This window comes from Streptomyces sp. AK02-01A (assembly GCF_033795305.1).
Lineage (GTDB): Bacteria > Actinomycetota > Actinomycetes > Streptomycetales > Streptomycetaceae > Streptomyces.
The window spans coordinates 30133-43225 of sequence record NZ_JARBAE010000023.1 but is presented as its reverse complement, the minus strand read 5'-3'; the positions used below and the strand labels follow the sequence as shown (position 1 = coordinate 43225).

The 13093-nt window shown below is 68.6% G+C and carries 10 protein-coding genes; 7 read left to right on the top strand and 3 right to left on the bottom strand.

Annotated features, from left to right (window positions below):
- Positions 1 to 3: 3 nt before the first annotated feature.
- Positions 4 to 963: an NAD(P)-dependent oxidoreductase gene (locus tag PV679_RS21345; protein WP_319681937.1), complete on the bottom strand. Its 960-nt coding sequence runs from the start codon at positions 961 to 963 to the stop codon at positions 4 to 6.
- Positions 964 to 1378: 415 nt separating this feature from the next.
- Between PV679_RS21345 and PV679_RS21340 the strand changes: the two genes are divergently transcribed.
- Positions 1379 to 2050 carry a helix-turn-helix domain-containing protein gene (locus tag PV679_RS21340; RefSeq protein WP_319681936.1) on the top strand — a complete coding sequence of 224 codons (672 nt, stop codon included), beginning with the start codon at positions 1379 to 1381 and terminating at the stop codon, positions 2048 to 2050.
- 306 nt (positions 2051 to 2356) lie between these two features.
- Here the strand turns inward: PV679_RS21340 and PV679_RS21335 are convergent, their stop codons facing one another.
- Entirely contained in the window at positions 2357 to 3181 is an 825-nt protein-coding gene (locus tag PV679_RS21335) for a helix-turn-helix transcriptional regulator (RefSeq protein WP_319681935.1), read from the bottom strand.
- A 795-nt stretch (positions 3182 to 3976) separates the two neighbouring features.
- On the opposite strand from PV679_RS21335, the gene PV679_RS21330 reads away from it, so the two are divergent.
- From PV679_RS21330 to PV679_RS21305, 6 genes are all read left to right on the top strand, one after another.
- Positions 3977 to 5443 (top strand): MFS transporter, encoded by a 1467-nt coding sequence (locus PV679_RS21330; protein WP_319681934.1) that lies wholly within the window; start codon positions 3977 to 3979, stop codon positions 5441 to 5443.
- A 98-nt stretch (positions 5444 to 5541) separates the two neighbouring features.
- A complete protein-coding gene (locus tag PV679_RS21325) occupies positions 5542 to 5994 on the top strand; it encodes an SRPBCC family protein (RefSeq protein ID WP_319681933.1) in 453 nt (150 codons plus the stop codon).
- Positions 5995 to 6088: 94 nt separating this feature from the next.
- Positions 6089 to 8149 carry a multicopper oxidase family protein gene (locus PV679_RS21320; RefSeq protein ID WP_319681932.1) on the top strand — a complete coding sequence of 687 codons (2061 nt, stop codon included), beginning with the start codon at positions 6089 to 6091 and terminating at the stop codon, positions 8147 to 8149.
- A gap of 115 nt (positions 8150 to 8264) precedes the next feature.
- On the top strand, positions 8265 to 8828 hold the full coding sequence (locus tag PV679_RS21315) for a TetR/AcrR family transcriptional regulator (protein ID WP_319681931.1): 564 nt from the start codon (positions 8265 to 8267) through the stop codon (positions 8826 to 8828).
- A gap of 129 nt (positions 8829 to 8957) precedes the next feature.
- Positions 8958 to 10310 carry a carotenoid oxygenase family protein gene (locus tag PV679_RS21310; protein ID WP_319681930.1) on the top strand — a complete coding sequence of 451 codons (1353 nt, stop codon included), beginning with the start codon at positions 8958 to 8960 and terminating at the stop codon, positions 10308 to 10310.
- Between the two features lie 106 nt (positions 10311 to 10416).
- A complete protein-coding gene (locus PV679_RS21305; RefSeq protein ID WP_319681929.1) occupies positions 10417 to 11517 on the top strand; it encodes a medium chain dehydrogenase/reductase family protein in 1101 nt (366 codons plus the stop codon).
- Between the two features lie 112 nt (positions 11518 to 11629).
- On the opposite strand, the gene PV679_RS21300 is transcribed toward PV679_RS21305, so the two are convergent.
- Positions 11630 to 12958, bottom strand: a complete 1329-nt coding sequence (locus PV679_RS21300) for an FAD-binding oxidoreductase (protein WP_319681928.1) — start codon at positions 12956 to 12958, stop codon at positions 11630 to 11632.
- Between the last annotated feature and the right edge of the window lie 135 nt (positions 12959 to 13093).

Here is a 13093-nt window from a genome sequence, read left to right as displayed (position 1 = left end):
TGCCTAGGCAGCTTGATCACCGGCCCAGTGCTTCCGCGTGATGGGGATGACGCTCTCCAATTCCTCTCCGTGCGCGTAGCGGTGGAGCTGCCGCCGCAGGAAGTCCATGGTCATCGGCCGGAACGCGTCGGTGAACGCCGCCACGTGAGGCGTGATCAGCGCACCAGGGAGGTTCCAGAGAGGGTGATCGGCGGGCAGGGGCTCTGGATCGGTCACGTCGAGCGCAACCCGCAGCCGGCCGGCGCGCACCTCTCGGGTTACGGCACTGGTGTCCACGAGTTCACCGCGGGCGGTGTTCACCAGCACCGCCCCGTCCTTCAACAGCGCCAGGGAGTCCGCTCCGAACATGCCGCGCGTCGCTTCTGTCAGCGGTGCGCACAGCACCACCGCGTCCGCCGTGGGCAGCAGTTCGGGCAGCGCTGCCACGCCGTGCACGTGGTCCGCCGGAGTGGTGCGCCCGGCCCGGGCCACTGGCACGACCTCGCATCCGAACGCGTTGAGCCGGGCCGCGACGGCCGTGCCCACGGCCCCGTAGCCGACGACCAGGACGCGCTTGCCGACCAGCGTGGGAAAGATCTTCAGCTTCCATTCATGGTCTGCCTGTTGGCCGATGAAGTGGTCAAGACCGCGCAGGAGGGCCAGCAGAAGTGTGACAGCCAGCTCGGCGGTGGCTTCACGGTGGACTCCTCGCGCGGTGGCCAGCCGCGCGCCGGGCGGCATCGCGTCCAGCAGCGGCGCCATGTTGTCGTATCCCGAGCTGAGGAGCTGGAGGACCTCCAGATTGGCCGTCCGCGGCAGCACATGGCTCAACGCGTACTTCACACCGGGCGCCGGAGGCCCGACGAGGAACCGGACGTCGTTCGGGTCACCAGGCAGCGAGTCGGAACCGTCCCAGTACTGATAGGAGAGTCCCTCCGGCAGGCCGGGAATCTCCCCTGGAGGATAAGGAAGCCACGCGGTCATGCCGTCTTTCATCGTGCATCAGCTTCTTCCGGGTCTTGTCGTGCTGCTCGGGTGACAACCGGCGTGCCGTCCACGTAGCGGAAGCTTCTCTGTGCGATGACCGTCCTCGCGGCACAGGACATGTGGACAGGATGGGCCGGCACCTGTTCCTGTGCTCGCGCGGGCTGTCTTTGAGAGCTGCGTCACAACGTTGCGCGGTCAACGGAACGCCGAACAGCACCGTGTCACACGTTATGTAAGGTTGCAACTTGCTTGACACGGTGCCGAGGAGCCGCCTTTCGCCCGTACGATCTGGCGTATGCCGCTGCCGTTCGGTGCCTGCCGCCGACGGCGGTGTCACGGCTTTCGCGGTCACACGGTCATACGTTGGGCGGGCCGGACTCCGGCCCGCTGAGGTTCAGACGACAACGCCGGTATGCCACTTCGGGCCGGCACTGACCTCAGTACGCCGGCGAGCGGGTGGAGGTTGGTCATGGCGGGGGACAGGGTGCGGCCGGCGTGCGGGACGCGCTGTCGTGGGTCTCGGGCGGACGCGGTGCGCAACCACGGCCGGATCCTTGCGGCCGCCCGGGACTTGTTCGCTCAAGAGGGGTCCCATGTGTCGCTGGACCGCATTGCTCGTCTGGCGGGCGTCAGCAACGCGACGCTGTACCGACACTACGACGGCCGTCAGGAGTTGTTGGCTGACGTCGCGAACAGTATCGCTGACGCGGTGTTGGCCGCGGAGTCACAGGTGCCCGGGAGCGATCCCTTCGTGGTGTTCCGGGGCTTCCTGGGGGTGTTGGCGCGTGAGCGGCCGGCTGCCCTGTTCTGCCTGCCGGATCAGATCGCGGACAGCGCACGGGCTCGCGTGGTGGCTGCGACGCGGCGACAGCTCGGACGGGTTCAGCGGGCAGGGCGAGTGCGCGACGACGTGACCGCCGGAGAAGTGCTGGCAGTTGTGGCACAGCTCGGCCGGCCGCTGCCAGGCGTCAGCTGGCAGGCCGCCGACGAGATGGGACCGCGTCTGCTTCAGCTGTTCGCCGACGGTCTGGCCGTCGCGGGCCGCGCGGGACGCTCTCCTGCCGCGCCCATGGCCGGCCCATGACCCGGGAGGTGCTCGGCCTTGTGGTCTGCGAGCGCGGCCTTCCCCCGGCCCGCCACCTGACCATGTGGCTCATGCGCGTGACCGCACGGATCGGAAACGCGTAGGAAGGGACGGCCGAGGCCGGCTTCCGCCGTCGCTGGACCGCAGGGCTGTCCGGTAATCCCCGGCGGGCGCGCGACGACGGCTATGGCACCTCGCCGCGTTGTCGGCACACCTCCATACGCCCAGCATGGGAACGCCCGTCCGCCTTCCTGCGCCCCGCATCTGACGCCGCGCGCTGATCCGCCAGGGATTACGGGACGGCCCTCAGCCATCGAGGACGGAGAGGAGCTGAAGGCTTGTATGGCTCTGCGTGCCCGGTACCGCGGTGAACACCAGAAGTCGCTGCGACTGGTCGGGGTCGACGAGCGTCTGGCAGTGCAGCTCCAGCGCTCCCAGCTTCGGGTGCTGGAAGCGTTTGGGCGCGCAGTACGGTCCGAGTACCGGGTGCTCACGCCAGAGCGCGGCGAATTCAGGGCTGGCTGCCCGCAGTGCGTCGACGAGGTCGGCGGTGCGCGAGTCACCGCCGTCCCGCGCATACGCGCCATGGAGATCCGCCACCAGCAGACGGCTCTGTGCGGCGCGGTCGCTCTCGGGATGGATCAGCCGGGAGGCTGGATCGGTGAACCACCGATAGTGCAGACTCCGGGCCCGTCCGGTGAAGGCGGTCGCGTCACCCAACAGCGCGACCGCCATGCGCGTCTGCTTCAGCGTCTGGCCCAGGTGGTTGACCACCTGCGCGGGAGTGTCCTCAAGCCGGTCGAGGATGCGCATCATCCCCGGGTTGAGGTGATCGCCGCGCCGCACCCTTTGAGGAACGGCGTGGCCGGCGAGCTGAAACAGATGATCACGTTCCTCAAGAGACAGATGGAGACCGCGGGCGATCGCGGCAAGCATCTGTTCCGAGGGATGAGGTCCCCGCGGCTGTTCGATCCTGCTGTAGTAGTCGGCCGACATGTCGCACAGCGCGGCGACTTCCTCTCGACGCAGACCGCCGGTACGCCGACGTCGCCCGCGTGGCAGTCCGACGTCCTCCGGCTGGAGCGCCGCTCGCCGTGCTCTGAGAAAGGCCGCCAATTCGGCTCTGTCCACTGTTGCTTGTCCTGTTCGTTCAAAGAGGATCTTCCTGACGGCACCGGCTGCCTCAGACGGCTGCGAAACGGTGCTCCGCCATGGACGGACAGAGCATGGCAGGAGCCACCTGGGGTCATTCCGCCGGAAGCGCCGGTCTGGCGCCGACCCGGCCATGACTCCCTGTAACAAGGTGTTGCTTCACACGGTATGTTCGCTGTACGTGCCTCGATACATGGTTGCATATCTGTACCTCGGCACTCATGGCGTTGGACCGGACGCCGAACGCCGTGACGCACCGGTGTCCTTCTTGTATGCCGAAGACATCTCGCCCGGCGGAGGGCTGTCCCGTAATCCCCGGCGGGCGCGCGACGACCCCCACGGCGCCTCGCCGCGTTGTCGGAACGCCCGAATACGTCCAGTATGTGAGCGCCCCTCCGTCTTGCGATCCACCGCGTCTGACGCCGCGCGCTGATCCACCAGGGATTACGGGACAGCCCTTGGACGAAATACATGGGCCCGGTCGCCTTCGTCGGTCATCGACGCATTCTTGATCAAGACCACCATGCGGTTGACACTCAGAATGAGTGAGTGGTTAAGTACTCACAGACGAGCAAGTCCAACGGATCGAGAGAGGCTGCCCGCCCGTCGGGCTGCGGCCACCTGGTCGCGGCCCCTCGCAGCCATAGTCGAACGGTCCGTGAAGCGCCGCATTGAAAAGCACCTCGGGGTCGACGGCCCCTTCGTCCCTGACGGCATAAGGCTGCCTCACCTTGGTCGCTTTAGTGAGTGGTCAACCACGCAAGGAGAAGTTGAATGAAGCCGACCGTAGCGGGCGGACCAGCGCTCGCCGTCCTGGCCGGGGCCCAGTTCGTCGTGACGATGAGCACTTCCATCGTCAATGTGGCCCTGCCGTCCGTCCGGGACGGTGTCGGCTTGTCGGACGCCGGCATGTCGTGGGTCGTCAACGCGTACGGCCTGGCCTTCGGAGCACTGCTCCTGCTCGGCGGAAGGGCCGCCGACCTCTTCGGCCGGCGCCGGGTCCTTCTCGCGGGGCTCGCCGTGTTCGCCGCGGCCTCTCTCACCGCCGGGCTGTCCACGACACCGGGTCTGTTGATCACATCCCGCACGCTTCAGGGGCTCGGCGCCGCTGCCGTGGCACCGGCCGCGCTCGCCCTGGTCATGGGCCTCTTCCCGCCGGGGCCGGGGCGGGGCAGAGCGCTCGGGGTGTGGGGAGCGGTTTCCGGTGCGGGCGGCGCGGCCGGGGTCCTGGCCGGCGGGCTGCTCACGCAAGGGCTGGGCTGGCCGTCGATCTTCTACGTGTCGAGCATCGGCGCCGTCCTCGTGGCCGCCGCGGTCGCCGTGCTGGTGCCCGCCACTGCGGCGTCCGGCGGGCCCGGCAACCGGCTGGACCTCGCGGGTACGTTCACCGTGACGCTGGGGCTCGTCGCGCTGGTCTACGGACTCACCACCGCCCGCCAGTCCGGCTGGACCTCTCCGCTTGTGCTCGGCACGCTGGGAGGCGGAGCGGTCCTGCTGGTGCTGTTCTCCTTCGTGGAGCGCCGCCACAGCACCCCTCTGCTGCCCCGGCGCCTGTTCTCCCAGGGGCTGGTCGTGCCCGCCAACGGAGCGATGGCCCTGCTCGGTGCGGTGTGGATCGGCCTGTTCTTCTTCCTGCCCCTCTACCACCAGCAGGTCCTCGGCGCAGGCCCACTGGAGACCGGCGTGTCCCAACTGCCCCTCGGCGCGGCGAACATAGCCGGTTCCTTCCTCGCGCCTCGGCTCGCCCGCCGCCTCGGGCCGCATGTGACGCTCGCCGCCGGGTTGCTGAGTCAGGCCGTCGGACTCCTGTGGCTGACCCGCGTCTCCGCACAGGGCAGCTTCGCCGCTGACCTGCTCGGGCCCGTCGTCGTCATCGGCCTCGGCCTGGGAATCGCCTTCGTACAACTCACCGCCGCGGCCGTCACCGGCGTCCGGCCCGCGGACTCCGGTCTGGCGGGCGGCCTGGTCAACACCAGCCGTCAGATCGGCGGCTCGATAGGCCTGGCGGTCTTGAGCACCCTGGCCGCTTCGACCACCGCGGCGGCCGAAACCCACCACATCGGTCACGCCGAAGCACTCACCGAGGGCTACCGGACCGCGTTCCTCCTCTCGGCCGCCCTCATCGTCGCCGCGGCCGCACTCACCCCGCTCCTCGCCCGCCGAACGGCCCGGCACAACGAAACGGACGCGACACGGGCCCTTCGTGCTGCCGCTCCGCGCCCTTTCCGCGCCCGCCGGTGAACCGGCGCTCCGCGCGGAGCCGCGACGACATCCCTGGCCACCACAGCACCACTCCCACCGATCTGAGCGCCATCCGCACTCCCGAAGGAGCAACCACCATGACGACACACCTCACCCACTTCGTCGACGAGACGGCCCCTGTCATCGTCCGCGTGTCGACGACGATCAACGCCGCGCTGGCGAAGGTGTGGGACATCCACACCGACATCGGTGCGTGGGCCACCTGGAACCCCGACATCTCGCAGGCCGAGTTCGCCGGCCCGCTCGTCCCCGGCGAGACCTTCCACTGGCTCACCCACGGCCTCGACATCACCTCCACCGTCCGTGAGGTCGTGCCCGCCGAGCGCATCGTCTGGGGCGGCCCCGCACACGGCATCGACGGCGTCCACGTATGGATGTTCGACGAGAAGGACGGCGTGGTGACCGTCCGCACCGAGGAGTCCTGGAGCGGCGCACCCATCGAGGCCCAGCCCGCGGCCATGGAGCAGGCACTCCGCCAGTCCCTGGAGAGCTGGCTCGGTCACCTGAAGTCGGAAGCCGAACAGCGCTGAGGCGTGTTCCGAACCGCGCTCCGTCGCGACCACCGGCCCCACCCCACCACTCCCTGTCCCCGTTCCCACTTCCTTGATCAGAGAGGCCGTTTCCGTGTTCGAACCACTTTTCATCATCGACCTGACCATCACTCTCCTCACTCTGGTCACCGCGCTCATGGCCGGTCGCAGGGCCGGCCGGCTCGCCCGCGCCACCGACGACGGAGCGGCGCAGGCGACGCGTCGCCTGCGGCGCGCGCTGTACGGCACCGTGGCGCTGACAGCGCTTCGTCTGGTGGTCGCGGGCCTGCTCCTGACCGGCGGCTGGAATCTCGCCTCGAACCGCCTTGTGGTGGTCCTGCCTCCGGCGGTGCTGGGCCTGGCCTGGGCGGTGACTGCCGAACGCCGTAACGCCCGCCACGGCACGGTGGGCCTCGCGCCCGCCGTACACACCGGGGTGGCCGGTGTGCTGCTCTCCGCCTACTGGCTGCTGGTGCCGTCGGGCCCCGGCGACACACCGGCGTCGGTCCTGATATCCGTCGCGGTGCTCGCGGCGGTCGCGGCTGGATCGACAGTCCTGGCCCGCCTCCGCGCCGCGCGCACCGGGTACGGAGCGGTCCACGCGCCCTGGCTCGCACTGGGCCTGGTGCTCGCCCTGGGCAGTGTCTCCTTCCTCGGATACCAGGGCAGTCTGTCGCGGCCGGCCGGTCACCAGGCGGGGCCCATGGACTGGGGCGGCGGCGCCGTACCCGCGCAGAACAGCGCGGCGGACGCGCACCAGGGCCATGGTGCGCAGCACACCGGCCACGACAGCAGCGGCGGAAGCGCGGGTACGCGCGATGTCGAGGATCTCACCGGCCCCCGTGCCCGCACTCCTGACGTCCGTTACACCCTGACCGCCGCGCACCGGACCGTGAAGCTCGCCTCCGGCACGACCGTGGATGCCCTCACTTTCAACGGCACCTCACCAGGGCCCGAACTGCGGGTGCGGCAGGGCGAGCTGTTGGAGGTGACGCTCGTCAACAAGGACGTGAAGGAGGGTGTCACCGTGCACTGGCACGGCGTCGACGTGCCCAACGCAGAAGACGGCGTGCCCGGCGTGACTCAGGACGCTGTTGTGCCCGGCGGCCGCCACGTGTACCGCTTCGTACCCGACCGTGCCGGCACCTTCTGGTACCACACCCACCGCGACGCGGCCCAGACCGTGAAGCGGGGACTGTTCGGAGCACTTGTCGTCGAACCGCCCGCCGATGCCACGCCCGCCGGATCCGCGTCCTCCGGGCAGCAGCCGTACGAGCGTGTCGTGTTCACGCACCTGTGGCCCGGCAAGGGCACGCAGGATCTGGTGCCCGCCTTCGACGCCGCCGACACCGTCCGCAGCACGTCCGTCGCGCCGGGCCGTCCCGTACGTCTGCGGCTGATCAACAGCTCCGACGAACCGCAGCGCATCCTGCTGGGCGGCGCTCCCTTCACCGTCGTGGCCATTGACGGCAACGCCCTCAACCGCCCCGCCGCGCTCAAGGCCCGGACCGACCTCCTGCTGCCCGCGGGCGGCCGTCTCGATGTCGCCTTCACCATGGGGCGTGAAGACTTCAGCCTGCGCCTCGACGGAGCCGAGACACCCAACCGGGCCGGGCTGGCCCTCAATCCCGGTCCCTCGAAGGCCCCGGCCGAACTGAGCCGCGGCACCCTTTTCGATCCCCTTGCCTACGGCGAGCCCACCTCCGGTCAGCCGGCCGGGACAGACAGGGCGGACCGCCGTTTCGAGATGGTCTTCGACAACGGATTCGGGTTCTTCGACGGCGGCTTCACCTTCGCCAACACCATCAACGGGCGGCTCTATCCGAATGTGCCGACCCTGATGGTCACCGAAGGCGACACCGTACGGATGCGGATCACCAACCGCAGCATCATGGACCACCCGGTCCACCTCCATGGCCACCGGGTACGTGTCCTGAGCCGTAACGGTGACGCGGTCACCGGCAGTCCCTGGTACACCGACACGCTCAACGTCGCGCCCGGCGAGGTCTTCGAGATCGTCTTCAGCGCCGACAACCCGGGCATCTGGATGGACCACTGCCACAACCAGGAACACGCCGCCGCCGGCATGGTGATGCACCTCGCCTACACGGGCATCACCAGCGACTTGCACGGCAACGGCCACTCTCCCGAATGAACAGCAAACCTCGACACCGGCTCCACACCACTGCCGCACCGCGCCCGCACAGAAGCAGGCGTCATCGCCGGGCTCCACGCTTGACACAGAAAAGAGTGAGTGGTTGAGTACTCACATGAAGACCGAGCGACGCCAACTGTCCACAGCCGAGGAACGCCGGGAAACGGTGCTGCGCACCGCCATCGGGGCCTTCGCCGCCCGAGGATACTTCGGGACCACCACCACGGAGGTGGGCAAGGCCGCCGGTATCTCTCAGGCTTACGTCTACCGCCTCTTCCCGAACAAGGAAGTCCTGTTCACCGCGGTTGTCGAGCACTGCTTCGTGCGGGTCCGCGCGGCCCTCGAAGTCGGAGCGGCCAAGGCCGAGAGCGGCACTCCCGAGGCGGTGCTCGCTTCGATGGGTGACGCGTACGCCCACCTGATCAGCGACAACGACCTCATGCTGGTCCAGTTGCACGCCCAGGCGGCCGCGGTCTCCGAGCCGGCGATCAGGGAAGCGGTACGGGCGGGGTACGCCCGCACGGTCGAGTACGTCCGCAGCGCCTCGGGCGGCGACGACCAGCAGGTGCAGCAGTTCTTCGCCACCGGCATGCTCTGCCACCTGCTGGTCTCCATCGACGCCGAGTCGGTGTCCGCGCCCTGGACCCGCACCCTGACGGCCGGGATCACGCACTACTGACGCGACGCCCGGATGGGCGGCCGTCAGTCCGCGGACTTGGCGGCGGCCCATCTTTTGCGCCATTTAGTGAGTGGTCAACCACGCACATCTTTCTCCTTCGTCGAATTCCTCCCGAGACCGAGGTTCATCATGGCCAGCAAGCCCTATCTGACCGGTCACTACACGCCCGTCGCCGACGAGATCACCGCCACCGAACTGACGGTGGAGGGTGCTCTGCCGCCCGAGCTGACCGGCCGACTGATCCGCAACAGCCACAACCCCAAGCCCGGTATCACTCCGAGCCACTGGTTCAAGGGCAGCGGCATGGTCCACGGCATCCGGCTGAACGAGGGCCGCGCCGAGTGGTACCGCAACCGGTGGGTCCACACTCCCGCTCTGGACGGCGCCCCCTATATGACCGAACACGGGCCGGACCTGAGCGTGAGCACCGCCGGCACGCATGTCATCGAGCACGGCGGGCGGCTCCTGGCGCTGTCCGAGGCGGCGCTGCCCTTCGAGCTGACAGCCGAGCTGGAGACGGTGGGTGCCTACGACTTCGGCGGCAGGCTGACCTCCGCCATGACCGCGCACCCCAAAGAGGACCCGGCCACCGGCGAGCTGCACTTCTTCGCCTCCTCGCCCTTCCCGCCGTTCCTGATCCATCATGTCGCCTCCGCCGACGGCCAGGTGTTCGACAGCCAAGAGGTGCCCGGTGCGAGCGCCGCGCTGAAGCACGATTTCGCGATCACCGAGCACTACGTGATCTTCCTGGAGGGCTCGGTCACCTTCGACCCCGCCGAGCACTCGGGCATTCCCTACACCTGGAGCGACGCGCAGGCCTCACGGATCGGGGTCATGCCACGCGGGACGGGCGGCGCGCGGGAGATCCGCTGGTTCGGGATCGGCCAGGGGTACGGCATGCACTTCGCCAACGCCTACGAGGACGCCAACGGGCGGATCGTTGTGGAGGGCCCCACCGTGGGCCGTGAGGGGTGGCAGCGCTCCTGGAACTGGTGGGTCGGAGCCCCGGACCGCGGCGCCGAGCCGAACTCCGGCTCGCGCGGCCGCCGCTGGACGCTCGACCTGGCGGCAGGGGTCGTCAAGGAGGAGCAGACCGACGACCTGACGGTGGAGTTCCCGACCATCAACGACAACTTCACCGGCCGCGAGCACCGCTACCAGTACGCCCTGTCCTTCCCCGACGACCTCGGCATCGGCAACCACACCCTGGTGAAGTACGACCGCACCACCGGCGGTCGCCAGCTCCTGCCCTTCGGCAACGGACAGTTGCCCAGCGAAGCCGTGTTCGTCCAGGCGGACGGCGCCACCGGTGAGGACGCCGGCTACCTCCTCACCGTCGTCAGTGACCTGAACGCCAACGCCTCGAAGATATTGGTCCTGGACGCCTCCGACCTCACCGTGCCTCCAGTCGCCACGATCCACCTTCCCCGTCGCGTGCCCGCGATGATCCACGGCTCCTGGATCCCCGACTCCGCACTCTGAAATCTCAACCGGCATCCGACGCACGCCCTCGCGGTACCCGGTGCCCAGCGCCTTCAGCTCCCACCTCACCTCGCCGCACCATCAGTCACACTGTCCAAGGAGAGCCATGAAGAACCTCAGCGGCCGCAATGCCGACACGGATCCCACGAGTGAAAACGCCTCCCCGTTCGCTTCGTCCACCGTCACCGAAGCCGTACTGCCCGGTGTCGTGGAGCCCGGCGGCATCCAGCTCCGCACCCGGCCCGCCCGGCCGGCCGGCCCGGGGCAGGTGGTGCTGGCGATGGAGGCCGCCGGAGTCTCCTTCGCCGAGCAGCAGATGCGGCGCGGCAAGTACTACGACCAGCCGCCCTTCCCCTTCGTCCCCGGCTACGACCTCATCGGGCGAGCCGTCGATGTGGGTGAGCGCGTGTCCAGGGACCTGCTGGGGCGGCGCTTCGCGGTCCTGACCAAGACCGGCGCCTGGGCCAGCCATGTCACGGTCGATGCCGGTGATCTGACCGAGGTACCGGAGTCGGTCGACTCCGCCGGCGCGGAAACCTTCGTGGTCAACGGCATCACCGCCTGGCAGATGCTCCACCGGCTCGCCAAGGTCCGCGCCGGAGGCACCGTGCTTGTGCTGGGTGCGAACGGCGGCGTGGGCTCCACGCTCGTGCAGCTCGCCCGGATCGCGGGCGCGCGGGTCGTCGGGACCGCCTCGGCCAAGCACCACGACGCCGTCCAGGCTCTGGGAGCCACGCCCGTCGACTACCGGGCCGCCGACCTCGACGACCGGCTGCGCACACTGGCTCCCCACGGTTATGACGCGGTGTTCGACCACGTGGGCGGCGAGGGCATCGTGGACTCCTTCCGCCTGCTCGCGCCCAAGGGCACGCTCGTGTCCTACGGCACGGCTTCGACCCGTGATGTCCAGGGCTCCTCCAGGGCCCCGGTCCTCAAGCTGTTCGGCCGTCTGATGCTGTGGAACGCACTGCCCAATGGCAAGAGCGCCCACTTCTACAACATCTGGGCCGGCCGGCGCAGGCTCGACACGTTCCGTACCAAGCTGCGCGCCGACCTGACGCAGGTCTTCGCACTGCTCGCCCAGGGCGCCCTCACACCTCAGGTCGCCGCACGCATCCCTCTCACCCAGGTCGGCGAAGCGGTACGGCTGGCCGAATCCGGCACCGTGGTGGGCAAGGTCGTTCTGGTACCGGAGGATGACGCCTGAGAACGCCAACTCGGCTCGGATGCCTCCCGCGGCCGGTCATCCATGCTCGCCGGCACGCCCTCTCCTGCGCACCAAGAGCCGTGCGGAGGAGAGGGCTTCGCCGTGTGGAGCATCAGAGATCTTCCGGTGCTGAGACCAGGACAGTCTTCCGGTGGGAGGGCTGGTTCTGGTGATGACCAGCGCCGTCCTCGCGCTGGACCGGGTGATCCGGTTCGACCTGTCCACCCTGATCGGGGGAGCGGTCTTCGGTCCCGAGCCACAGATCGGGACCGAAGACCTCGTAGTGGATGTGTGCGGGAGACACTCCTCGTGCCAGCAGTTGGGTTCTCACGGTCCGCATGAACGGCAGCGGGCCGCAGAGGTAGGCGTGCACGTTGTCGGGCAGGGAGATCCGGGAGATGTCGACCAGACCGGTGAGGTCCTCCGGGTCCGCGCCGTGTGGCCTCTCGTACCAGAAGTGGGTGCGACCGTCGGCGAGCCGGCCGGTCAGGTTCTTCTGCTGGGTGCGCAGCGCGTGCTCGGCGGCGGTGCGGTCGCCGTGGACGACGGTCACAGCGCCGCGGTGTCCTTGTACGGCCAACTGCTCCAGCATGGCGAGCATGGGAGTGCAGCCGATTCCGGCGGAAGCGAGCAACAGCGGGGCGGTGGTGTCCTTGATGACCAGGTCGCCGTACGGAGCCGAGACGTTGAGTGTGTCGCCCTCGTGGAGGTGTTCGTGGAGGTGATTGGACACTTCACCGTCCGGGTTGCCGCGTCCGTGGACACGTTTGACGGTGATGTGCCGAGTGTCGTCCTCTCCGGCGGCTCGGGAGAGGCTGTACTGGCGTATCTGGTTTGCTCCGTCCGGCAATTGGACCTGCACGGACACGTACTGCCCAGGCCGGAAGGCGGGAGCGCCGGCATGGTCGGCGGGTGTCAGGGCGAAGCTCGTCACATCGTCGGTCTCCTGTGTGCGAGCGGTGACGGTCCATGGTCTCCAGGTGCTGCCGACGAGCACTCCGTGCTGTGCGTAGAGACGCTGCTCGATGCGGATGAGGCTGTTGGCCATCAGCCAGTACACATCGCTCCAGACCGCGGCCACTTCGGCTGTGAACGGATCACCGAGCACCTCGCCGATGGCGGCTGTCAGATGCTCGTGCACCACCGGATACTGCCCCGGGCTGATGCCCAGTGAGGCGTGCTTGTTGGCGATGCGGCTGAGCAGCACATCGGGCCGCTGGTCCGGATTGTGCACCAGTGTGCCGGCGAAGGACGCGAACGCGCCGGCCAGTGCCTGCTGTTGGGAGCCGACGGCCTGGTTGCCGCGGTTGAACAGGTTCCGCAGCAGCCCGGGGTGAGCCGCGAAGAGCCGGTCGTAGAAGCGTTTGGAGATTTCCCCGAGGGCGCTTTCCACCAAGGGAAGAGTGTCACGGACGACAGCCGTGGACGCATCGCTGAGCATGGGAACTCCTCAATGGCATAGAATATGCATCGTAGATGAATGTTTTTTCTCAAGGCTGAGCCCGCCTGGTGACGGCGTCGCCAACCGCCGACGCGTGACAACGCCAAGCGAAGATCGGCGACAACCGTGGAAGGC

Coding starts and splice junctions, on each gene's coding strand:
- PV679_RS21345 (WP_319681937.1), bottom strand. CDS start 963: ATGACCGCGTGGCTTCCTTATCCTCCAGGGGAGATTCCCGGCCTGCCG.
- PV679_RS21340 (WP_319681936.1), top strand. CDS start 1,379: ATGCCACTTCGGGCCGGCACTGACCTCAGTACGCCGGCGAGCGGGTGG.
- PV679_RS21330 (WP_319681934.1), top strand. CDS start 3,977: ATGAAGCCGACCGTAGCGGGCGGACCAGCGCTCGCCGTCCTGGCCGGG.
- PV679_RS21325 (WP_319681933.1), top strand. CDS start 5,542: ATGACGACACACCTCACCCACTTCGTCGACGAGACGGCCCCTGTCATC.
- PV679_RS21315 (WP_319681931.1), top strand. CDS start 8,265: ATGAAGACCGAGCGACGCCAACTGTCCACAGCCGAGGAACGCCGGGAA.
- PV679_RS21310 (WP_319681930.1), top strand. CDS start 8,958: ATGGCCAGCAAGCCCTATCTGACCGGTCACTACACGCCCGTCGCCGAC.
- PV679_RS21305 (WP_319681929.1), top strand. CDS start 10,417: ATGAAGAACCTCAGCGGCCGCAATGCCGACACGGATCCCACGAGTGAA.
- PV679_RS21300 (WP_319681928.1), bottom strand. CDS start 12,958: ATGCTCAGCGATGCGTCCACGGCTGTCGTCCGTGACACTCTTCCCTTG.